Origin of the sequence: Cytobacillus kochii (assembly GCF_044790165.1) — a bacterium.
In the GTDB taxonomy this organism is placed as follows: domain Bacteria; phylum Bacillota; class Bacilli; order Bacillales; family Cytobacillaceae; genus Cytobacillus; species Cytobacillus kochii.
The window spans coordinates 2,551,033-2,575,571 of sequence record NZ_CP085254.1; the positions used below are offsets into that span (position 1 = coordinate 2,551,033).

The 24,539-nt window shown below is 36.4% G+C and carries 18 protein-coding genes; 3 read left to right on the forward strand and 15 right to left on the reverse strand.

Going from position 1 to position 24,539, the window contains the following annotated elements; all coding sequences use genetic code 11:
- Positions 1-34 precede the first annotated feature (34 nt).
- The 4 genes from LG276_RS13185 to LG276_RS13200 are packed head-to-tail and all read right to left on the reverse strand — an operon-like array spanning position 35 to position 3,476.
- A complete protein-coding gene (locus LG276_RS13185) occupies positions 35-718 on the reverse strand; it encodes an ABC transporter permease (RefSeq protein ID WP_404292138.1) in 684 nt (227 codons plus the stop codon).
- A gap of 12 nt (positions 719-730) precedes the next feature.
- Positions 731-1,651 carry an osmoprotectant ABC transporter substrate-binding protein gene (locus LG276_RS13190; protein ID WP_373370915.1) on the reverse strand — a complete coding sequence of 307 codons (921 nt, stop codon included), beginning with the start codon at positions 1,649-1,651 and terminating at the stop codon, positions 731-733.
- A gap of 16 nt (positions 1,652-1,667) precedes the next feature.
- Complete coding sequence (locus LG276_RS13195) at positions 1,668-2,321, reverse strand: ABC transporter permease (protein WP_224938364.1); 654 nt, start codon at positions 2,319-2,321, stop codon at positions 1,668-1,670.
- Positions 2,322-2,336: 15 nt separating this feature from the next.
- Entirely contained in the window at positions 2,337-3,476 is a 1,140-nt protein-coding gene (locus LG276_RS13200; protein ID WP_224938365.1) for a betaine/proline/choline family ABC transporter ATP-binding protein, read from the reverse strand.
- A 307-nt stretch (positions 3,477-3,783) separates the two neighbouring features.
- Between LG276_RS13200 and LG276_RS13205 the strand changes: the two genes are divergently transcribed.
- A complete protein-coding gene (locus tag LG276_RS13205; RefSeq protein WP_224938366.1) occupies positions 3,784-4,311 on the forward strand; it encodes a GbsR/MarR family transcriptional regulator in 528 nt (175 codons plus the stop codon).
- Positions 4,312-4,428: 117 nt separating this feature from the next.
- The gene (locus LG276_RS13210; RefSeq protein WP_251161738.1) at positions 4,429-5,451 is read left to right on the forward strand and encodes a DUF1646 family protein; all 1,023 of its coding nucleotides are present in this window, start codon (positions 4,429-4,431) and stop codon (positions 5,449-5,451) included.
- Positions 5,452-5,737: 286 nt separating this feature from the next.
- On the opposite strand, the gene LG276_RS13215 is transcribed toward LG276_RS13210, so the two are convergent.
- Both LG276_RS13215 and LG276_RS13220 read right to left on the reverse strand, forming a co-directional pair.
- Positions 5,738-6,796 carry a P1 family peptidase gene (locus tag LG276_RS13215; RefSeq protein WP_251162015.1) on the reverse strand — a complete coding sequence of 353 codons (1,059 nt, stop codon included), beginning with the start codon at positions 6,794-6,796 and terminating at the stop codon, positions 5,738-5,740.
- 49 nt (positions 6,797-6,845) lie between these two features.
- Positions 6,846-7,046 carry an IDEAL domain-containing protein gene (locus LG276_RS13220; RefSeq protein WP_224938368.1) on the reverse strand — a complete coding sequence of 67 codons (201 nt, stop codon included), beginning with the start codon at positions 7,044-7,046 and terminating at the stop codon, positions 6,846-6,848.
- Positions 7,047-7,299: 253 nt separating this feature from the next.
- Here LG276_RS13220 and LG276_RS13225 point away from each other — a divergent pair, with 253 nt between their 5' ends.
- The gene (locus LG276_RS13225; RefSeq protein WP_224938369.1) at positions 7,300-8,478 is read left to right on the forward strand and encodes an MFS transporter; all 1,179 of its coding nucleotides are present in this window, start codon (positions 7,300-7,302) and stop codon (positions 8,476-8,478) included.
- 160 nt (positions 8,479-8,638) lie between these two features.
- Here LG276_RS13225 and LG276_RS13230 read toward each other — a convergent pair whose 3' ends face one another.
- From LG276_RS13230 to LG276_RS13270, 9 genes are all read right to left on the reverse strand, one after another.
- Positions 8,639-9,613 (reverse strand): bile acid:sodium symporter family protein, encoded by a 975-nt coding sequence (locus tag LG276_RS13230; RefSeq protein WP_251161739.1) that lies wholly within the window; start codon positions 9,611-9,613, stop codon positions 8,639-8,641.
- Positions 9,614-9,732: 119 nt separating this feature from the next.
- Entirely contained in the window at positions 9,733-10,020 is a 288-nt protein-coding gene (locus tag LG276_RS13235) for a DUF3219 family protein (RefSeq protein WP_224938371.1), read from the reverse strand.
- A 230-nt stretch (positions 10,021-10,250) separates the two neighbouring features.
- The gene (locus tag LG276_RS13240; RefSeq protein WP_251161740.1) at positions 10,251-11,603 is read right to left on the reverse strand and encodes an aspartate aminotransferase family protein; all 1,353 of its coding nucleotides are present in this window, start codon (positions 11,601-11,603) and stop codon (positions 10,251-10,253) included.
- A 16-nt stretch (positions 11,604-11,619) separates the two neighbouring features.
- Positions 11,620-13,086, reverse strand: a complete 1,467-nt coding sequence (locus LG276_RS13245; protein WP_224938373.1) for a CoA-acylating methylmalonate-semialdehyde dehydrogenase — start codon at positions 13,084-13,086, stop codon at positions 11,620-11,622.
- A 205-nt stretch (positions 13,087-13,291) separates the two neighbouring features.
- Positions 13,292-14,875, reverse strand: a complete 1,584-nt coding sequence (locus LG276_RS13250; RefSeq protein WP_251161741.1) for a PucR family transcriptional regulator — start codon at positions 14,873-14,875, stop codon at positions 13,292-13,294.
- A 251-nt stretch (positions 14,876-15,126) separates the two neighbouring features.
- Positions 15,127-15,810 carry a 4'-phosphopantetheinyl transferase superfamily protein gene (locus LG276_RS13255; protein WP_251161742.1) on the reverse strand — a complete coding sequence of 228 codons (684 nt, stop codon included), beginning with the start codon at positions 15,808-15,810 and terminating at the stop codon, positions 15,127-15,129.
- Between the two features lie 20 nt (positions 15,811-15,830).
- Positions 15,831-17,219 carry a DHA2 family efflux MFS transporter permease subunit gene (locus LG276_RS13260; protein WP_224938376.1) on the reverse strand — a complete coding sequence of 463 codons (1,389 nt, stop codon included), beginning with the start codon at positions 17,217-17,219 and terminating at the stop codon, positions 15,831-15,833.
- Positions 17,219-17,431: an MbtH family protein gene (locus LG276_RS13265; protein ID WP_224938377.1), complete on the reverse strand. Its 213-nt coding sequence runs from the start codon at positions 17,429-17,431 to the stop codon at positions 17,219-17,221. Before LG276_RS13265 ends, LG276_RS13260 begins: the two co-directional genes overlap by 1 nt.
- A complete protein-coding gene (locus LG276_RS13270; protein ID WP_404292144.1) occupies positions 17,428-24,534 on the reverse strand; it encodes an amino acid adenylation domain-containing protein in 7,107 nt (2,368 codons plus the stop codon). Before LG276_RS13270 ends, LG276_RS13265 begins: the two co-directional genes overlap by 4 nt.
- Positions 24,535-24,539 lie beyond the last annotated feature (5 nt).

Here is a 24,539-nt window from a genome sequence, read left to right on the forward strand (position 1 = left end):
GTGATTCATTTTAATGATGAATCACCATCATTTTTTATGCCGTAACCTCTTCTTGCTCATTACTATCCTGTTTCTTCTTCTTCACTGGCATTAAGCTTCTTTCCAACCAGCCCATTAGAACATCTGCAATTACTGCCATAAATGCTGTTGGAATAGCTCCAGCTAAAATGATTGCCGTTCCGTCTTGCGCATTTGTTCCACGCATAATAATATCACCAAGTCCCCCAGCACCAATAAAAGTACCTATTGTTGCAATACCAATTGTAATGACTAGTGCTGTTCGTAACCCTGCCATAATGACAGAAAGAGAAAGTGGTATTTCTACCATTCTTAATATTTGCCATTTTGTCATACCCATTGCTTTACCTGACTCTAATAAAGTATGATCTACATTCCTAATTCCTGTGTAAGTATTCTTAATAATTGGCAATAAGGAGTAAAGGAATAGTGCAAAAACGACTGTATTTGTTCCAAGGCCCATCACAAGCATTAAAACTGCGAGCATAGCGAGTGCAGGAATCGTTTGAATTACATTGGCTAACGAGAGAACTACACTACTTAAACGTGAATATCTTGCTATTAAGATGCCAACCGGAATACCCACGATCGCTGCGAATAAAACCCCGTAGGCTGACATTAGAAAATGTCTAAAGAACTGTTCCCATACATAAGAACCGTTATTTGTAAAATAAGTAATTAAGTCAGAAAACACATCCATTTATGCCACCCCCTATTCCTTATCACGGAAATAATTATTTTCTTCTAAAAACTCTTCAGCAATGATTGCGGGTTCTCTTAATTCCCCATCTGCTGCATAATTTAATTCTTGCATTTTTTCTGTACTGATTTCTCCAACTAATCTCTCTAATAATGGATCAAGTTCAGGGTATTTCTCTAAAATTTCTTTACTCGCAACAGTAGATGAATCATATGGAGGGAAGAAGTTCTTATCATCTTCTAATACTTTTAAATTAAAGGCTTTTATACGACCATCCGTCGTGTAAGCTAAAACGACATCCATTTCGCCCGATGCCGCTGCTTGGTAAACAAGTCCAATTTGCATAGGATACACATTCGAAAAATCAAAGCCATATGTTTCAACAAAACCATCATATCCATCTCCTTCACGATTCAACCATGAAGTATCTACACCGAAATTTATTTCATTTGCTAATGCCTCTAAATCAGAGACCGTTTCTAAATCCTCTGCTTTTGCTAATTCATCAGTTACGGTAAAAGCATACGAGTTCTCAAACCCAAATGAATCATACCATTTTTGATTAAATCTCTCGTCAAACTCTTCTTGGACAACTTCCATTGCCTTATCAGGGTCAAGTACTGGCTCCATTCCTAATGGTCCTGCAATATCCGTGCCTGTATAGCGAGTAGCTGATATATCTACATCATTACTCACCATTGCCTGGTGAAGCACAATAGAAGACCCAAGATTATTGACCATGTTTACACTGAGATCGGTTTCTTCTTCAATTAACTGTTTAATGATTTGACCGACAATTTGTGATTCAGAGGTGACCACAGTCCCTACTGAAATAGAATCTTCACTAGATCCGCTTAAACCAGGAAGTGAACAGCCTGATAATAAAAGAGTCATCGTTAACATCATCGTCATGAAAATTTTTTTGCTTTTTATCAAACTAATCACCACCTTATGCTGTTTTTTCTTTGTCACGCATTGATTTAGGCGTAACCTTAAATTCTAATTTTCCAAGTATTAAATCGACTATTAATGCGAGTATGGTGACAGGAATCGCACCTGCAATGATAAACTCAGTTTGATATAAATTTAACCCGCTAAAAATAAAATCACCTAAACCGCCTGCACCAATAAACGCAGCTAATGTAGCCCACCCAATTAAATATACTGTCGATACACGAATACCCGCCATAATAACAGGGATGGACAGTGGTAGTTCAACATATCGAATTCTTTCCCATCCAGTCATGCCCATCCCACGACCAGCTTCTAATAAGCTTTTATTAACATCTTTCACACCTGTATATGTGTTTCTTAAGATAGGCAGGACTGAATAGAAAAATAAAGCAATAATGGCGGGGATTTTACCTATTCCAAGAACAGGAATAAAAAACGCTAAAATTGCGAAACTCGGAATTGTTTGAATCATACCAAGCACTCCCATTACGGGTGATGCCGCTTTATCGAATCTTGTAAGAAGTATACCTAAAGGAACAGCTACAATGACACCAAGAGCTGCAGCAATGACTGATATATATAAATGCTCCCAAGTTTTGATCAATAAATCCGAACCGTTATTATTTAAAAAGTCTATGATGGCACTCATTTATATCTCCCCCTTCTACTGTGCACGTTCTAGCTCTTCGTCTCCCCAAATAGAGTCATAAACGATATCGACTAAACTTGTTCTAGTCACAATACCGACAAGATGTCTTTTCTCATCTACAACCGGCACATATTTAAGCCCTTTCTTTAATATTTGCCTGATCGTATCACGTACAAGCGCATCTTTATACACAGAAAATGTATCAGGGATTAATATATCGGCTACGTCTTTTGCTTTTTTCCTGTTTTGATCAATGGCTTCCACATCAATATATCCTTCTAAAACTCCTTCTTGATCAATAACCAATAGTGAGTCTACACGATTTGTTTTCATAACAGTTATCGCATTAGATAATTGCTCATCACTTGTAATGGTTACAGGATGCGCATTCATTATTTGCTCCACTGTTGTAATGTTTGGTTTTGCTTGCACTAATCTTTCTTTTCCAATAAATTCTTCAACAAATTCATCGGCAGGTTCACGTAAAATTTCGTCAGGAGTCCCACATTGTACAAGCTGTCCATCACGTAAAATGACAATTCTGTCTGCTAGTTTAAGCGCTTCGTCCATATCATGCGTAACAAAAACGATTGTTTTGTCTAATTTCTTCTGCAAGTTTTTAAATTCATCTTGTAGGGCATCTCTCGTAATTGGATCGAGTGCACCAAATGGTTCATCCATTAAGATTAACGGTTGATCAGCGGCTAACGCTCTCAAGACACCTATACGTTGCTGTTGTCCTCCACTCAATTCGTGTGGATATCTCTCTAAATAATCAGGAGTCATATCAACGAGAGAAAGAAGCTCTTCTGCCCGTTTTTTTCTTTTTTCTTCTGGCCATTTTAAAAGTTTAAGCACAAGTGAAATGTTTTCTTGAATAGTCATATGTGGAAATAGACCAATTTGTTGGATGACATAACCGATTTCTCTTCTCAGCTTAACCGGATCTTTCTCCATAATGTCTTCATCATTAATGAAGATTTTGCCTTCTGTTGGTTCGATTAAGCGGTTGATCATTTTCATTGTTGTTGTCTTCCCACAACCACTTGGGCCGATAAATACAATAAATTCACCCTTCTTAAATTCTAAATTTAAATTAGAAACGGCTGTTTTACCGCCTTTATACTTTTTTGATACATGCTCAAATTTCAGCATTTATAACACCCCCATTTTTTCTCTACCACAAACAATACCCAGTTCTCCGTAATATGAATCCTCTTGTCAGACTTTTTACTTACATAACGTAGTATATTATAAACTTCATGAAATAAAAAGTTTACAAAGTGTACATATTTTATAAAAAATAGTTAAAATAAATATTGTATAATGTTTTTACTCGTTATATCTTATAATAGCTACGTAATCATACGAATTACTCCCAAAGGTGTGATTATGTAAATTTTTTTCAAATATGGTACATTGTCATTAACTAAATGATCCTTATATTGAAAGGGTGATTGGATTGAGCGAAAGTTTTGATCAAATTGAATCTATTTTCATCGATAAAATAGCGGATAATATGAATACGTATGGTGTTTCCTCAACGGTTGGTAGAGTGTTAGGGATTATTTATATGAACAGAAAACCGATGACACTTAGCGAGTTATCGGAAGCAACGGGCATGAGCAAAACACGAATGAGTCAAGTAGTAAGAGAAATGGTGGAGTTAAATATAGCGGAAAAAGTATTTGAGAAAGGCATCCGTAAAGACTTATACAACGTTGAACAAGACTATTACCAAACGTTCGTATCACTATTCACTTCCAATTGGCAAAAAGCGATACAAAAGAACAAACAATTTGAAAAGAAAATAAAAGAAGAGCTTCATCTTATCACATCAAAAAAGGAACTTACCGTCGAAGATGAATTAAAGATAAATGAATTATTAGCAGAAGCAAAGGAATGGATGGAATACTACAAATGGCTAGCTAATCTTGTAGAGTTTTTTGAAAGTGGGGAAGTATTTAAACATGTACCGAAGCCATACTAAAGAATTAGCTATAACCGTTCTTTAATATTTATTGTAAAGTTTGTCCTATCTTTTCATATATATAACATATCCAACCGTTCCTAAGGTTAGGAAAAACAATTAAATGGGGATTGTTATATGTTAACTGGACTGATCATCATTTTTTTACTTGTGTTATTTCTGCCCTTTAGTTCAAAGGTAGTCGAAGAAAATTTAGAAATATTTCTTTTCTTTATGGGCGTTTTAGCTGTTTTTATTAGCCAAGTCTATACGGAAGCATTATTTTTTAAGGCAGCAATCGCACCAATTAATATCGCAATAGCGGTTTTTATAGCAGGTGTGTTATTCAAGTGGTTTCGACGCGGACTGCAAAATTCAATCGTCTATGTTAGTGAACGTGTGCCCTTTTGGTTTTTTATTTTTTTCACAGTAATCTTTTTAGGACTGATTTCAAGTGTTATAACTGCAATTATTGCCGCACTCATTCTTGTCCTTATTGCTTCTTCACTTCCACTACATAGACAGTCATTAATCATATTTGTTGTTCTTTCCTGTTTTTCTATTGGTCTAGGTGCATCTTTAACACCGATTGGTGAACCACTTTCAACAATCGCTATTAGTAAATTAAATGAGGATTTCTTTTTCCTTATCAATTTAGTTGGTAAAGAGATTCTAATTGCCTTGTTATTCTTCGGTTTACTAGCCGCTATTTTAGTTAAACCACCCAGGCAAACAGATAAATTCAGCAAAATGGTGCAAAACGAGGAAGAAGGCTACGGTGAAATAAGTATTCGTTCTTTAAAAATTTATTTCTTCGTAATGGGGTTAACATTTTTAGGTGCAGGATTTGAACCATTAATTAGCCAATATTTGATAAACCTCTCGCCTTCTGATCTGTACTGGATTAATACATTATCTGCAGTACTTGATAATGCGACATTAGCTGCGGCGGAAATTAGCCCTTCTATGAGTAATCAAACCATACAAGCGATATTACTCGGCCTTTTAATAAGCGGTGGGATGCTTGTTCCGGGCAATATCCCGAATATTATTGCAGCCGGTAAATTAAATATTACGAGTAAAGAATGGGCGAAAATCGGTTTACCTATAGGACTAGTATTCATGCTTGCTTTTTTTATGGTGCTATTGTTTATTCAATAATTAATCTCCTATAGAAAATAGAGACTTTCTTTGACATAAACGATTGACCAGCTGTAGGCTATCTTATTTCACTGATTATTTATATAAACAAAACTTCACATAATAGAGTAATAGCGGAGACAAATTGAATCGTAAATGTCTCCGCTATAACATTTGCAGTTTAATCAATAATGGTCTGATGCTGTATTATTTGACTAAATTTTTTTCGAGGATTATTTTATGTATTCCTTTTTCATTTGTATAAGTATGAATAATGTCAAATCCACCTTTTATATTCACTCCTTATTTAAGCTAAATCAAATAAGGAATGTACAACCGTTTCATTTCTTCCAACGGTCGTTTCAGCTTGGGATAATGAATTCATAATTGCTTCTTCTGTTACTTCTGCTGCTGCTGCAAACAGCTCATTCATAATCGAATGATCTTCTCTTAAAGTTTTCATCGTATACAAATAAGATGATTGTTTGTGCTTTATTGTATTTGCAGTAGAAAAAGCAATAACGATATCTCCACTACCATGACTATAATGGCTACCCGTCCTACCCAGTCCAATTCCACATCTTTTAGCAACTCGGTGTAATTGTCTATCACTTAACGGAGCATCTGTTGCTAATACAATCATAATTGATCCGTCAGTTGCTTTATCTAACTCTAAAGGATAATGTAGGTTGTTTTTAAAATAACGATCAAAAGGGAATTCAGGTTTTCCTCCAAAATTACTTAAGACAAGACAACCTACATGAAAGAATTCCCCGTCATTTACTGACAATTTTCTAGAAGAAGTACCAATCCCTCCTTTATAGCCAAAACATACCATTCCCTTTCCTGCACCAACTGCACCTTCTTCCACTGGATTTGTTGAAGCGTGCAAGATGGCTTCTATAGTATCTTTAGGCGTAACAACCATTTCTCTTATTGAATTTAGTAAACCATCATTACACTCTCCGGTGACAATGTTAATCGTCCCTGTTGTATCTCCAATGTCTTTATTTTCTTGTAACATATATTGCAGGGTACCTTGTGTAACGGCCGGGACTGAAAATGTATTGGTTAACATAATGGGTGATTCTATCTGTCCTAATTCATTTACTTGTACCAACCCAGTGGTTTTACCAAAACCATTAATAACATACGATGTGGCCACTACTTTTTCTTTAAATAAATTACCACCATGTGGCAAAATGGCAGTGACACCTGTACAGGCATATCCTGTTTCCGTCTTTTCATCAATGGTTTTATGTCCGACTCTCACCCCGGGGACATCAATCAAGCAATTATTTTCCCCTGTCGGTATACTACCAATGATTATTCCTCTTTCTCGTATTTTCAATGCTTTTCTCTCCATTTCTTTCAGTACCAAAAAAGCAACCTTCCTTGAAGAAGGTTGCTTTTTTTTATTCATTCGTTAACTTATTTAATTCATCAGTTAATTCAATAAATCTCTCTTCGTTTCTTTCTTCAAGAGCGTTATCAATTTCTTGGCGGAGCTTTTTCATTCTGAAGTCAAGTATAGCCTTATTTAACACTTGTTCCGCTACGACTGAGTATTGGTTTTCATCGGTTTGGACTGTTGAGTTAAGCGTGTACTTTTCCATTTTGAAATCAACCCCTTGACCTTTTTTCTATTATAACAAAAAATTTCTGATAATTCAAACCTTAAATGAAATTTATCTTATACTCTATTACTAATTGTTGTTAATATAAATATTACCCCGTACTATCTTGATTTAAACCTTTTTAAAATATGTTTATCCACTACCTTGCAAATATAATTTTCTTTACTATAATGGATATTTAGGGAATCAAAATATATCTATTGGTATATATATTTATAAATGAGGTGGGGTTTTGGATCAATCAACAAATTCATTACAAAAAGAAAGAATTTGGACTAAGGATTTTACATTAATTTGTTTTGCAAACTTCTTTGTATTTTTAGGTTTTCAAATGACATTACCAACATTGCCTTTGTTTGTCGAAGAACTTGGTGGCAATGACCAATTAATTGGGTTAGTCATCGGGATATTTACCTTTTCATCCCTTATTATGCGTCCTTTTGCGGGACATGCGTTAGAATCAAAAGGCAGGCGGTTTGTCTTTCTTATTGGACTAGCTGTATTTGTTCTTTCCGTTGGAGTCATTGGCTTTATAACGAGTATTGCCTTTCTACTTATACTCAGATTAGTACAGGGTTTAGGATGGGGATTCTCTACAACAGCTTCAGGGACAATCGCAACAGATCTTATTCCACAGAAAAGACGTGGCGAAGGGATGGGTTACTTTGGACTATCAGGTAATCTCGCTCTTGCCTTTGGTCCTACTTTAGGATTAGCACTCATTGGCAATATTAGCTTTACTTCTTTATTTCTAATCTGTTCTTTATTAGGACTCGCTGCTTTCATCCTTTCATCCTTCATAAAATATAAGCAAGTAGACCATACTGCTAGCGTTGTAGAAAAGAAAAAGTTTGATGTTTACGAGAAATCCGCTCTGCCCCCTTCCATATTAATCTTCTTTGTCACCGTTACATTTGGAGGGATTGCTACATTTCTACCTATCTATTCATTACAAAAAGGAATTGATGGAATTGAATGGTATTTCTTTCTCTATGCTTTAGCGCTACTCATCAGCCGTACTTTTGCAGGTAGAATTTATGATAAAAGAGGGCATCAAGCTGTATTTATTCCAGGTGTGCTCCTTATTATTGCCGCCATGCTTCTACTCGCATGGTTACCGAGTAATGCGATTCTATTTACTGCAGCCATTTTATATGGTTTAGGTTTCGGTACGATTCAACCAGCTTTGCAAGCTTGGTCTGTCAAAGAAGCACCGGTCAATCGTAGAGGAATGGCTAATGCCACGTTCTTTTCTTTTTTTGATTTAGGAATCGGTATTGGATCAATTATGTTTGGACAAATCGCTTTTTACTTAGGATATAGCTCTATCTATATCGTTGCTGCCATTTCAGTTGTTGTTTCTTTATTCATCTATATTGGTATGTTATTACAAATGAGAAAGACCCGCTAACAATCTTGTAAAAAAAAAATAAGCCTAATAGAAAAGCCCGAAAAGACATTTTTTCATTGTGATTAAAATGTTTTTCGGGTTTTTAATTAAGACTTATACCCATACTACTATCTTCAAGCTTCGAGATTAGACCACCTTCATAGAACTGTCTCTTTTATCTTCACACTGCCTCTTTCCTCACATTCAGTCGATCCTTTTCTTCAACCTTATTTATAATCATCCCAAATAAAGCTGCTAATATTTGCTGAAATAGCATGCCAATAACAACAGGCACGGCCACTGGCGGTGGGAAATAGGCAACAGCTAAGACAGAGCCTGCACTAATGTTTCGCATACCACCATTAAAAGTAATCGCAATTACCGCTTCTCTATTTTTCCCTACTATTTTTCTAGCAATTAAAAAAGCCACTAAGTATCCTGTAAAGGCTATAAAGAAAACGGTGACAACTAATGCTAATAAACGTAAATCAAAGGCTGTCAAGTAGGATGAAACAACGGCACTATTAATCATTACAACAGTCGCCATACCTATTTTAGAAAATGGAGCAAGTCTTGCACTAAGTATGTTTGAAACCTTCTCTTTTGTGATTGAATTAACAACCATGGCCAAAATAGATGGAATGACAATCATCATGATTAACCCACTCACCATGCTTATGACATCCATTTCCACTTTTGCTCCTACTAAGAGCTTTAGTGTAAGTGGCACAAGTATTGGTGATAATAACGTATCAACGAGAATAATCGTTAAAGTTAATGGAATGCTGCCTTTGTAAATGGAAACCCATATCAGGCTTGAGATACCTGTAGGTATTGCCATCATTAAAATTAGACCAGTAATTGTATAAGTATCATTTGGAAAAGTAATATGACCAACAGTAAAGGCCCATAATGGCATAAAAATATGTAGAACAAATAAGACAATAAATAGTGGCAAAGGATGAGTGATGGCTTCTTTCATCGATGTAACATTTGCTTTCAAACTACCTGCGAATGTCATAAACGCAAAGATCCATGGGATAAGACTATCTAGGTTTTTTAAATAGACAGCAAAGCATATACCCAATATGACACTAGTAGGAGTAATCAAGGGCATCATTTTATCTAGCTGACTGTTTATTTTCGTTAATATCATCCCTCACTCCTTTCTCTTTTTTATACATATATATTTTAACACTTTTTAGCAATGAATTTTTCGATAAAATAAAAACGTAATATTATGCCTATATGAGCACAATATTACGTTTTTCTTGATTATTCACCTAAAACTTCCCGTAAGGTTACATGATAGTCGCCAATTTCGCCTTCACGATACAGATTTGTTACTGATGTATAATATTGAGTTATTGCGGCTTTCATTCTAAGATTATTCGCCGGAACTTGCACATCAAAATTTTCTTCATATAAAAGCACGGCAATATCATGATAGTTCTCACTCGTTACTTTAAAGTCAATGGCAATTTGTTTTAAACCATTTACTAAGGTTTCCTTATATTGATTAATAGGTAATGTATAATTGTTTAATTGTATCTCTTGAACCATTATCATCTGCTCCTTCCTTACAAATTTTATTCTAGCAAATAATGAGCGGAGGTTATATTGATTTGCTTACTAAATAACAACGATACAACCTACATAGAAAAATGAATGATGAGAAATATATTTTCATAACAAATAAATAAACTAGCTAATGACTTCTTAACACCGTTCATACATACATCTATGGAAAAAAGCACTGGTTGCTATAAATGGCAAGCCAGTGCAGCATATAATTAAAGTTGGTTCATTTGCTCTGTTAATGTATCAACTAAAAGAGTGATATCACTATCAGTTATATTTAACGGTGGGGCAAGTGTAATAATATTATTATATCCAGCAACAGTTGCTCCGTTTTTACCTATTAGTACACCTTTCTCCTTACATCCGGAAATGATCTTATTCACATACTCCACAGCTAGCGGTTCCTTCGTCGCCTGATCCGCTACTAACTCAATACCTATTAATAATCCTTTTCCTCTCACATCCCCTACATAAGGGTGATGTTGCAGCTTTTGCAGTAATGTCCTCTTTAGCGCTTCACCGGCTGTTTTCGACCGTTCGTACAGCTTCTCATCTTCCATAATCTCTAGGTTTTTCAATGCTAAAGCGCAAGCAGCAGGGTTTCCTCCAAAAGTATTCACATGGCGAAAGTAATCATATTCTTCTGTTCCTTTGAAATAATCATAGATTTCTTTTTTCACAGCGGTAGCTGACAAAGGTAAATATGCACTTGTTATCCCTTTGGCCATCGTAATAATATCTGGTGAGACCTCATAATTCATAAATCCAAACGGTTCACCCGTGCGACCAAAGCCATTAATAACTTCATCACTAATGAGCAATGCCCCGTGCTTCTCACAAACCTCTTTTACTCCTTTCATATAGTTTTCTGGGGGCATAATAACCCCGCCACCTGTAATAATTGGTTCCATTATGACAGCTGCAACGGTCTCGCTTAGCTCCCACGTCATTACTTTATCTATTTCCTGTACTGATTGAAGCTTGGTAGATGCCAAGGTTTCATCTTCCGGTTGGCGATACATATCAGGTGGTGCGACATGAATAAAGCCTGGTGCGAGCGGTTCATATTTATATTTTCTTTGCGCCTGCCCTGTTGCTGCAAGTGTTGCCATCGTATTCCCATGATACCCACGATACCTAGAAATAATTTTGTAGCGTTCATGTTCTCCCTTTTGCTTATAATACTGTCTAACGATTTTAAATGCGGTTTCATTCGCCTCTGAACCACTATTTGAAAAGAAGAATACATAGCCGCCACCGAGCATTTCATTTAGTTTTTCAGCTAATTTTATCGCTGGTGTATGGCTTTGTGATAAAGGAAAATAACTCATCTCTTTTAATTGTTCGTATGCTGCCTCTGCGAGCTCTTTTCTACCATAGCCTGCATTTACACACCATAAACCTGCCATTGCATCTAAATAGCGATTACCTTCATGATCAGTAACCCAAGCACCATCTGCTTTTTCCGCTATAATTGTGCTATTAGGGCTAAATGGTTTCATCGCGTGCCAAACAACCTCTGCATCTTTCTTAAGCAACCCTTTCTCTTCCTTAATTTCAGCCATGCACTTTTCCTCCTTATTAATAATCAAAACGTGAGGTAATCATCTTCTTCCGGGTATAAAAATTAACACCATCTTTCCCGTTTACATGCAAATCACCATAAAACGAATCCTTCCACCCAGAGAAAGGAAAAAAGGCCATTGTTGCTGGGACACCAATATTGATCCCTAACATACCTGCATCCGCTTCTTCTCTGAACTGACGGACAGCACGCGCATCTTTCGTATAAATCGTTGCGCCATTTCCATATCTTGATTGACTAATATAAGCTAATCCCTCATCTAAATCTTTCGCTCGCAATAAACTTAGCACTGGGGCAAATATCTCATCCTTCGCAATGGTCATATCAGGTGTGACTTGATCAAAAATTGTCGGACCTAAAAATGTGCCGTTTTTCATTTCAGTCATAACAGCTCTACCATCACGTAACAGCTCTGCTCCTTCTTCAATGCCTTGCTCAATATATCCTAAAACTTTCTGACGATGAGAATCTCTTATAACTGGTGTTAGCAGGACTTCTTCATTAGAGCCTTCACCAATAATTAATTCATCTGCTGCTTGTGAAAGCTTTTCCACAAACTCAGATCCATCACCTACCACAACAACTGCACTACAAGCCATACAACGCTGACCAGCACTGCCAAATGTGGAGCTTATAATATGACTAATCGCTTTCTCCATATCCGCATCTGGCATAACAATATGATGATTCTTCGCTCCTGATAATGCTTGCACTCTTTTACCGTAAGAAGCCGCTTTTTCATAGACATATTTCGCAACCGGTTGAGAACCAACAAATGAAATTGCCTTAACGAGGGGATGTTCCAGTAAGCCATTAACTACATCATGCGCACCGTGAACAACATTTAAGACGCCAGCTGGTGCACCAGCTTCCATAAACAACTTCGTCAACTCATTAGATAAAATAGGCGTTCTCTCTGATGGCTTGAGAACAAAAGTATTGCCACATGCAATGGCAAGTGGAAACATCCACAAAGGAACCATCATTGGGAAATTAAATGGTGTTATACCAGCGACAACTCCATGTGGGTAACGAAACATTTGTGAATCGATGTCTTCTGCAATCGTCGACAAAGTTTCTCCCATCATTAGTGTTGGGGCTCCAGCGGCAAATTCCACACATTCAATTCCTCTTTGCACTTCCCCATATGCTTCTTTATATGCTTTACCATTCTCTTCTACGATTAATTTTGCTAATCTTTCATGGTTTTCCGTTAACAAATGATGATATTTATAGAGAATTCTCGCTCTTTTTGGAACCGGTGTTTTTTTCCAAGTTTGAAAAGCATTTGCTGCTGCCTTTACTGCTTGATCAACATCTGATTTCGTGGATATAGGTACCTTTGCAATAATTGCCCCAGTTGCTGGGTTAGGCACCTCCATTGTTTCTGTAGATTGTGAAGGTACCCATTGGCCATTAATAAAATTCTGTAAAGTTTTAGTTCCCTGTTCAATTACGCTCATCATCAAACCTCCTATTAAAGATTGATTATTCTGATTTCATTATCTCTTATTTACTAGCTCCTTTTCATTAGACATACTGTAAAAAGGATAACGGTCATTCATAAACAAACGGTCTATATGAAATAGGGGTAATCTCGAAATCAGTGTCTCAAAGGAAATCGTAACAAGCAAAATAAACCGACTACTAGAGACGGTTCATTCCTTTTCACTTTATTTGTTTTAAATCTATTGGTCGCTGGATAAAATCATAGCTTAATAGCATAAATTCCAATGCCAATCTTTTCTCATGACTCATAAAATCGGAGCCTAATAACTGCTCAATTTTTTCCAACCGATGATATAATGTTTGTCTAACAATATATAATTTTTGTGCCGTATCTTTTTTTGAGCCATTACAAATTAAGTACATTTTTAATGTTTCCATTAACTTTGATTGATGTGCGGTATCATATTCAACAATCGGCCCTAAATATTCTTCGATCATTCCTTGTAAATTCATGTGTCTACTGGCAACTGAGATAATACGAAATATATGTAAGTCATCATAAAACATACTTGAATACGAACGATGATAAAATTGTTGATTCACTTGGATTGTTTCTAATGCCGTTTGATAACTCTCATGCACGGCATTCAAATCAGAAACATATTTTCCAATTCCAAAATTAAAAGTCGTGTCTGATTGCATATCCGAAAATAATTGCTTCATTTTTTCAATTGCTTGCACTACTCTCCTCTTCCAATCAGATAATCCTCTTTCATTAAATAATATAAATACAATTGCTTTGTGCTTCTCAACAGCTAAAAGGGAAAAACCTTTTTGTTCTAATATGGAGCGAAAATACAACTTGAAATAGGTTAAATTTTCTAACTTTTCCACTTGATAGACACATACAACCGCCCCTCGAGGTGCTTTCGGTAAATAGGCAGATACATGGTTTAGTAATGAAGGCGTCGTTTCCTTACCTTCTAACCAAGAATTTACCCACTCACTTTCTTCTAATCTTCTTTTTTCTTCTACATATAATTCACGAATAAAGAATTGTGCTAAAGCGTTAGCTGTTCTGTCTACAATTAGCTGATCATATTCTGTTAGTTGATGAGATGAAGAAATGATGATAAGTTCAGCAAATTTCTCACCTAAAAGTTCAATAGTAGCTCTTACGACAAAACGAGAGGGTTCTTGTTGGGCTTGCACCTTCTTTAGGATATTTTCTCTTTTTATTTCCGGTAGTACAGGATAAAACTTCGCACTTTCATCTTGAAATAATAATAGAATTTGCACTTGTAATTCTTCATAAATGACCTTCAAAAGTTCATCATAATGATTAATAGAAAGTAATTTCTTATTTAAGATATGAGAGATTTTTTCTAAATTTGCTAACATATCATATTGCTGATTAATTAAAGATGTATGAATGTCTTGCGTGATTTCCACGAAAGGAACTTCCTTTAATATGAGTATAATGGGGAAATTCGCTTTGTTTGCCATAGAGATGATTTCATGAGGTATGCCCTTCGTATAAGTGCCATATTCAATACATAAGCCTGCTGCATTCGACTTAATTAACTGTTGTACAATTGAGATAAATAATTCCTTTCTCTCTCGCCATGCAACAGCGGTTGAAAGGATTAATTCATTTCCTTTTAAGAGATTCCCTATTTTTGTTACCTCAACAATATGAACCCACTTCACTTGATCTACTAACCCATCTTTCCCTGCAACTATTTCTATTTGATCGAAATGCTTCCTTTGCAAGATATCATTGACGGTTAAATAGGATTTCATTCTCGCCCTCCTAAATTCTGAATATATAGAATATTAATAGATAACTAGACAAATTGTCAAATATAATAGAAATATTTAATACATTCAGTAAATACAAGAGGCCCACTCCTATGAAATAAATGGTTATACTTTTTACACATTTCTTAAACGCCTTTTAACAATTCTTCGGATCAATCGCTCTCCATACTCAGCAAGATTTCTTTATGCATTCCGTCACATAAATGATGCTCGTAAAATGAAAACCCAGCGCTTTATACTGTTTGTGCGCTGGGTTTGATAATTTCTTCAAATGTGACAAGCTTTAGATGTTGAGGAAGCTTTTCCTCTGTAGACAATGTGCAAAGTGATAAGCTATATTGTTTCAGGAGGTTATAAACCTTTACTTTTCCCCCTGGGTACCGTTTTTCTTGATGGTTGACCTCGAATTCACTCCGATTTTTTTCTTCCATTTCTATTTCTTGGAGATCTACAAGTAAACCCGTACCAATGGCTTTTAAATAGCTTTCTTTTATCGTCCAACGATTAAAAAAATCTTTCGCTCCGATACACTCTTCTTCCTCTCGAAACAATAGGGAGTGTAACTCTGGCTTTGGTTTAGTTATTTTTTCTAAATCTATCCCAACCATTCCATCAGTTCCAACTGCACACACACACCAATCACCTGAATGAGACAAGCTAAAAGGGGGAAAAGGGGCCGCGTTCAAAAAAGGTTTACCGTATTTGCTGAATTGGAGCTTAGTAAAATCAACTTTAGGTAACTTCTTCATAAGTATTTTCCTTAATAATAGATAACCTACTAACGTACGATATGCATCTTCTATTCTTCTATAACGGTGGATTTGTATTTTTTTTAATGGTGGTAAATAGTCACTATAATGATGTAAAGTTACCTCTGAATGTACTTGCGGTAATCGACAAGCAAAAACTTCAAGCATACCTTCCCCTCCTTCTTATACTAGCTTGCTTTTTTCATTTTTGGTGAAGTTGACTTAATGGCAGTTTGACTATTGATCGCAAACAAGCACGCGGCGAGTAGAAGCATAGCACAAAAAATAATTGCCACTTGATATAATTGCTCATTTCCGATTGAAAACATGCTGATAATCAAAGAAATACTCACAATTCCCATTGCTGCACCTAAACGGTTCTGCACATTAAATAATGTGGTTGCTTGTGACATTTTTTCTTTATTAATATGATGGAATGCCGTATACTGCATGGCAATCACGGCATGCCCTAACGTCAGTCCAATTCCAAATAAACAAATTTGTAAACCGATGATAGAACCAGTAGGGCCTATCCAACTGATGAGTAGGAAAAAGACACTGGATAATAAGAATCCATAAACGATCACACGATAAACGCCGAGAAGTTTTAATGTCAAGGGCATTACTCTTGATGCCACCATTAAACCAATGGCTTCAATAAAAATAGTTAATCCACTTTTTAATGGTGATGCACCAGTTGTATATTGATACATAATCGGGAACAAATACAAGAAACCTTGTAAGCCTGCCGCTCCAAGAAAGGAGAGCATGCTTATTCGTTTAAATGTCTTTTCCTCCAATAATTTTAAGTTCAATAATGGTTGATCTGCTTTTAATGCATGAAAAACATATGTAACAATCATTATTAGCCCAATCATCCCAAAAACGATTATTGGCAGACTCATTCCTGCTGTTAGTCGATTCAACGTATACATAAATAATGGAAAACCAATCACCAGTAATAATAAACCTTTAACATCTAGCTTTTTACCCATATACTCATGTTTTTCCTGTAAAAATAGTGCACCGATTATAACGATGAACAAGCCAATCGGAATATTAATTAAGAAGATCCACTGCCACGGTAAATAAGTCACGATTACTCCACCAATTATCGGACCAAGGGCAGGTGCAATGGCAATAGGAATGACGAAAGACCGCGACAGTTTCGGACGTTCTTCAATTGAAAACGTCCGAAAGATCATCGCCATGCCTATAGGGGCAAACAAGCCGCCTCCTAATCCTTGCAGAAACCGTGCTATGTTTAACATCGAAACTGAATCTGCTAAAGCACACATATAAGAAGCGAATGTAAAAACGAGTGAGCTAACCATAAACATCTTTTTACTTCCAAAACGATCACCTAAATACCCTGCACAAGGTAAAATCATGCTAACCCCAACAAGATACCAGACAGTCAATCCACTTAACTGAGCGGATGTTACGCCCAGTTCAGCAGCAATCGAAGGAAGGGCAACATAGACGATTGTTCCGTCTAATGCCGCCATAAACATAGCTAGAATATACACTGTACATAATGCTCTTCTTTGATATTTCACTTTTTTATCCATTGTCATTAGAGTGATAGACTTTCCTTCTCTTTTTCATTTGGAAGTAGACTTTCCCAATGCTCTTCAATATATTGATGGCAGCTTGAAAGGGTAGTTTCCCCCCAAACCACTTGCCAACCTGTTGGTACATCAATATAACTTGGCCATAATGAATACTGCCCTATATTATTCATTAAAACTAAATACATAGAATCTTTTTGATCAAATGGGTTACTCATGTTTGTAGACTCCCTTCTAAATGCTTGTTTTCAATTAAACCCTTTAACTCTCTTGCGATTCCTTCGCCTATTTCTGCTAAAGGCTCTGGTTGACACATATCTTTATGACGGCAAGCAATATCATATTGTCTCATCCTGCCATGGACATATGGTAACCATCTCGCTGGATCATCATTTTTAAACCACTCTGGAACAATTGTTGACTTGAAGAAAATCATATCCCCCTCATATACTTCTGGATCATATTCTGACATGATACGAACGGAATTTTGATAGGTTTCTTTAAGATTTTCGATTGTTTCTTCATCCAATGATGCAAGTACACTCCCCTTTTCCTGAAGTAATTCTTTAACCGATTGTATTGTTAATTGATCGCCTTTCACTTCTTGAGGATCATAGCCCCCAAGTGCTAGCATCGCAATTAACGCATCATCTTCTGCTTCTTCTTCATTCATAGAAATGAAATGTCCTGGATAGGAATCCATCATGACTAAAAACTCAATTTTCTCTCCCTGCTTTTGTAATTCAACTGCCATTGCATGAACAACGTTACCTCCTAACGACCAACCAAGTAAGCGATACGGACCTTTTGGTTGAACAGAACGAATCTCTTGGATATAATCCTTCGCCATTTCAACTAAACTTGTAGGTTTATTTTTCTTCTCTTTAATCCCTTTTGCTTGGAGGCCATAGATAGGAAATCGACTATCTAGTTTCGACATCAATCCAGCATAGCACCAGCTTAAACCACCTGCAGGATGCACACAGAATAATGGCGTCTCACTTCCTGTTTTTCGTAAACCCAATAATGACTGTAATGAAGCGCCTTCTTCTGCATCACCTTCAATCACTTTTGCGAGTTGGGCAGCAGTTGGTGCTTCGAATAACACACCAATACCTAACTCTTTGCCGAATGTTGATTCTATTTTTTTCATTAATTGAACTGCTAATAACGAATGTCCTCCTAAGTCAAAGAAACTATCATCAATACTTACTTCAGTTAAATGTAGGGTTTCAGCAAATAACTGCGTAAGTATTTCTTCTTGTGGAGTTCTAGGTAGATGCCTATCTCCCTGCATTGTCTCCATCTCTGGTTTCGGGAGAGCTTTCATATCTAATTTCCCATGGTTCGTTAACGGGATATCATCTGTTCTAACGAAGTGATTCGGAACCATATATTTAGGCAATCTCGTTTGTAAAAATTGTCTCAGTTCTTTGTAATCAATCTCATTATGAGAGATGAAATAGCTAACCAATTGCTTATCACCATGCATCGTTAGTACTGTTGTTACAGCTTGTTTAATAGCAGGATACTGAAGAAGTGCTGCATTTACTTCACCTAACTCGATGCGGAAACCACGAATTTTCACTTGATGATCAGAGCGACCAATATAGTCAAGTGAACCATCTTCAGTCCATTTTGCTAAATCTCCCGTTTTATACATTCGACTTCCTGCTGATCCATATGGATTAGCGACAAATCTCTCCGCTGTCAGTGCTGGTTGATTTAAATAACCATGAGCGAGTCCATCCCCAGTTACATACATTTCTCCTATGACACCTTTAGGAACAGGTTGAAGGTAATCATCTAATATATACACACCTAAATCAGGGATACCTTCACCAATTAAACTACTAGCAGATTGTCGAATTATGTCTTTCGTTAATTCTAAGTAACTGACATGAACGGTTGTTTCTGTAATACCGTACATGTTAATAAGCTTTGTTTTTGACATCGCATGCAGGTTATACCAACTTTCCAATCTTGGTAGTTCCAACGCCTCTCCACCAAAAATGATATATCTGATTCGCAACATATCCGATAAATCAATTCTTTCTTTTTCAGCTTCCATTAATTGATAGAATGCAGAAGGTGTTTGATTTAATACAGTCACTCGTTCTTTAACTAATAATTGTAGAAAAGCTTGTGGGTTTCTAGTCGTCTCGTAAGGGACAATAACTAGTTTTCCACCAAATAATAATGCGCCCCATATCTCCCAAACAGAGAAATCAAAAGCATACGAATGGAAAAGTGTCCAAACATCATCATGATCAAAAGAAAACCATCGATTCGTTGAGGCAAACAGTCGTACCACATTGCTATGTGGAACTAGCACACCTTTCGGCTTACCGGTAGAACCTGATGTATAAATAATATAAGCTGGTGAACTAGGATATATCTCATTCCCCTCAACTTCTTCTAAGTTAGAAGAATCATATAATGTCAATGTTTGGTGTAATTGTAGATCAAACACAATTTGATTCCCGTGTTCTACCTGTTTTTTATCAGTAATCATCATAACCGCACCAGCATCACGATGGATATATTGTTTGCGATCTTCGGGGTAATCCGGATCTATTGGTACGTAGGCTGCACCGGCTTTCAATACTGCTAAAATACTTGTAATTAACTCCAAGGAGCGTGGTAATGAAATGGTGATAAAATCATTTACTTTTACACCCTTATCTATTAACAATCTAGCAAGCTGATTTGCCTTTTCATTTAGTTGTTGGTAACTGATTGATGTCTCATCATATGTTACCGCTATTTCATTACGGTATTGTTCTACCATTTGTTCAAAGTTATGAACGATATGTTCTTGTTTCGTCGTTACTTTCTTCGATTGTAGATGTAATAACTCATTTTTTTCTGTGTCTATTAGAATTGGTAACTTTCCAACAGATTGATTCGGCGTAGCAATGATTGAACTTAAGAGAGTCAACCATTGTTGCAATAATTGTTGGATTTCTTCATGCTTATAAAGGTCTTTTCTATATTCAATCGCACCTTCCAATGTATCTTGATTAGATCCTTGCCAAAATTCAAAAGTTAAATCAAATTTCGCTGTGTTCGTACCGTTAATATGAATTTCAGCATCCACTCCCTCTACTTTAAATGAGGGTTGTGGTGTGTTTTGCATAATAATCATTGATTGGAATAATGGATGAACTTTATTCGAACGGGTTGGGTTAATCGCCTCTACCACTCTATCAAACGGTGTGTCTTGCTGATCATAAATACTCATATTTTGTTTCTTCACGCGATGTAGTAACTGTAAAAATGATGGGTTGCCTGAAACATCTGTACGTAGAACTATTGTATTAACAAAGAAGCCAACGATTGCTTGTAATGACGGCTCATCCCTCCCAGCTACTGGTGTACCAAATGGAATATCATCTCCAGCGCCTAAACGATGATACAGTGTTGCTAATGCTGATTGTAGAACCATAAACAACGTAACATCTTCACCTTTTGCTAACTGATTGAGTTGTCGATAAAGGTTTTTGTCCAGCTCAAAAGTCAATCGTCCACCTTCAACCATTCTTTTCTCTGGTCTTTCAACCCCATATGGTAATGGGATGGCCTCAGGTATGTGGGCTAATTGTTTTTTCCAAAAGGCAAGCTTTTCCTCCATATCATGCACTAACATTTCCTGTTGCCAGAAGGCATAATCACCATACTGAATAGGTAATGAAGATAAAACTGGCTGATCGCCCTTAACAAGGGTCTCATAAGCAGTTGATACATCTTCCATAAATGGTGCAATCGACCACCCATCAGCGAATAGATGGTGATAAACAATACATAATATATTCTCTTCTTTATTTATTCTAAATAGATAGCTATGCCAACCTAATTCATTTTCCCAATCGATTGGCATTTTGATCGCTTCATCTATCTCATGATTGAGCTCATTTCGATTAATCGTTTTTTCATAGTATTTCAATGTTGCTTCATCTGCTGATAATACCCTTTGATATACTTCACCATCTTTTGTTTCTATGACAGTTCTCAACGCTTCATGCTTTTTCATTACCTCAACTAAAGATTCGTATAAAGCTTCCGTTCGGAGTGTACCTTTCAACTTGACTACCACAGGAATATAATAAGTAGAAGCCACATTTTCAGTTTGTTCGATAAACCATAATCTTTTTTGTTCATGACTCATTGGAGCATACTGATCTCTCTTATATGGCTTTAACTTTCTACCTTCAAACTTGTTGTCTGCTTGTTCTTTCACTTGTTCAACAATAAATTGGATCGTTGGGTTTTGATAAAATGCTGAGAATGATAAACTTAGACCGAATTCCTCACGGAGTTTACCAAGTAATTGGGAAGCAAGTAATGAATGACCACCAAGGGCAAAGAACGAATCGGTTTCGCGTATTTCATGCAACATTAATATTTGTTGGAAAATATTATAAACATCCTTCTGCAAAGGAGTCCAACATTCGTCACCTGTATAGCTTGCTTTACTTTCCAGCGGATTAGGTAATTCACGCAAATTTAACTTTCCATTAAGCGTCAATGGGAATGCGTCCAAATACATGAAGAAACTAGGAATCATATAATCTGGCAAAAAACCACTTAAGTATGAATTGAAATCTTCACTTGTTCTCTTCACGCTCTCAGCCGCTATTATATAAGCAGTAATACGTTGATCTCCCGGTTGATCTTCCCTCACAATCACTTTACAACTTTTCACATTAGGGTGTGCTAACAAGTGATGCTCGATCTCGCCTAATTCCATCCGATGACCACGGACCTTTACTTGATCATCACTACGTTTCACATAATGAAGTTTCCCTGAAAGATCTCTTATGCCAATATCACCTGTTCGATACATTCTTTGACCGTTTTCAGTAAATGGATTAGCCACAAACCTTGAAGAGGTGAGCGCTGGCTTACGATAGTAACCGTATGTAACAGCCTCTCCCGCAATATAGATTTCACCTGGTCTTCCCGGAGCAACTAGTTGCAGGTTTTCATCCAAAATGTAAATTTCTGTGCCTGAAAGGGCGTCTCCAAGTGGTGGTGAAGTAAAACCATCAACTGACGTTAATTCATAATGTGTAGACCAAATTGTCGTTTCAGTTGGCCCGTAAACATGATGCACTTCTCGACATAACGTTTGCATTTGCTTTGCTGTATGTGAAGGAAGTTTCTCTCCCCCAACTAATACTTTGACTTTCTTTAATTCTTCAGTTACAAATGGTAGGATCATTTGCCAATGTGTCGGTGTTGCTTGAACCGCACTAATCTGCTTTTCTTTCAATTCTTTGACAATACTTGGCGGATCAGAAATGACCGCATTCTTAGCGATAACACATGTGCCCCCAACCGTGATGGGTAAAATCAATTCTAAAATTGAAATATCAAACGAAATCGTCGTTAAAGCATAAAAGCGATCCATATGGTTTAATTGTAAATGCTTATTCATTGCCGATAAGAAATAAGAAAGTGACTTTGCAGATACGAGAACACCTTTTGGATTACCAGTTGAACCTGATGTATAAATCATATACGCAGGATCTCCACTATTTACGAGCGGTAGCAAAGTCTCACTTTCAGCCTTTATAACATCGATGTTCATAAGATACGGTTGGAAGCTTTTTGGTAGTTTCTGCTTCCCTTCTGTATCAGTAAGAATCAGTTGTGTTTGACTATCTTTTAACATATAGTTGAGTCTACTCTCAGGATAATCGATATCAATTGGCACATAGGCACCGCCAGCTTTCCAAACAGACAATATGGCAACCAAAATATTGGCAGAACGGCTTACAGCTATCCCCGCAATAAAGGGGGAATTGTACCCCGTGCTAATCATTTCTCTTGCTAATGCTGAAGTCATCTTATCTAGCTTTTCATATGTCCATATTTCTCCACTATATTCTAATGCTGGATGCTGAGGATATTTCTTTACCATTTCCTTGAATTGAATAAGCGGATGAACGCTTTCAGCTGTCTCATACCCTAAATCTTTTCGCATCAATGCGTTTTCTTCATCTAATAATAAATTAATCTTCCAAATAGGTTGCCCGCCATCAATACTTGGTAACCTCTTTAGCCAATGGATAATTCTACTTGCATGTTGCTCTACTTCCAATTGCTGAAACTTCGTACCATTTGCTTCAATATCTACTCTTAGACTGCCATCTCTATCTTGCTCAAACATATTCATATTCATTAAATCAATTGGACCGGTGGCTAATTTATAAGTAGTGGCAGCGACATCGCCAAAAATCGGTTGATACGTAAACGGCATAATATTTACTTGAAAAGAGTTCAAAAAACTACTCTGGCCAATGGTGCCTAAATCTCTTTGTAATTGTTCTTGACGATAATGTTGATGTTTACTATTTTCTCTCGTTTCATTTACAACATCTTTCACCAGACTCATAAAAGTTGAATCAATAGAAAATGATAGCAGTAAGGGTAGAATATTCATTGTTGTTGCTGGAATATTCATCGCAACTGTTGAACGATTCATCATTGGTAATGTTAATAAACTCTTGCGATCCCCCGTTATCTTATATTGATAAACCCCCATAGCTGCGATCACGAGATGTGGCCACGCGATTTTCCATTCTTTTGCCTTGTTTTTTATCTTTTGAAACTCTGTGGCTGTTAATTTTTTAGCAATTTTTATCGTAGATGTTGCCTCAGAAGATTGAAGCTCATTCTGAGACAATGAAACGTCGTGTGTGACTCCTTTATATTTTTCCTTCCAATATTTTTGATCTTCCATATATAACGAAGATTCTTTATACTTTTTCTCTTCTTCAATTAATAGAGACAATGGTTTAAAAGCAGGTTCTGGCTCAAACTTTTCTTTTAGATATGCTGAATAAGTACTTGCCACTTTGTTTGTTATTAATGAAAATCCTAATGCATCACAAGCAATATGATGTATTTTTTGATACCAAAGATATTCATCACTTGCTATTTTAAAGAGAATTTGCTTATAAATCGGACCTTTTTTCAAATCAATTGACAGGGATAAGTCATCATTCATGAGATCAATAGCCGTTTGCTTAGGAGTCTTCATTAGACTCACATCGATATATTGAACAGGCACTTCATTCGGTTTTTGAAGAACTTGATATAATTTTCCATCCTCTTCAAAAAAGGTAATGTGGAGGCTGTCTGCTTCTTGAACAGTACTTTTTATACTTTCTATTAATAACGACACGTTTATTCGCCCGTTTATTTCAACATATTCGCCAGTATTATAAGCTGTCTTTTTTTCATCTAATTCATGAGCGTACCAAATACCTGCTTGGGCATCTGTTGCTCGCAGTTTAGTTGCTTCACTGATCATTCCAT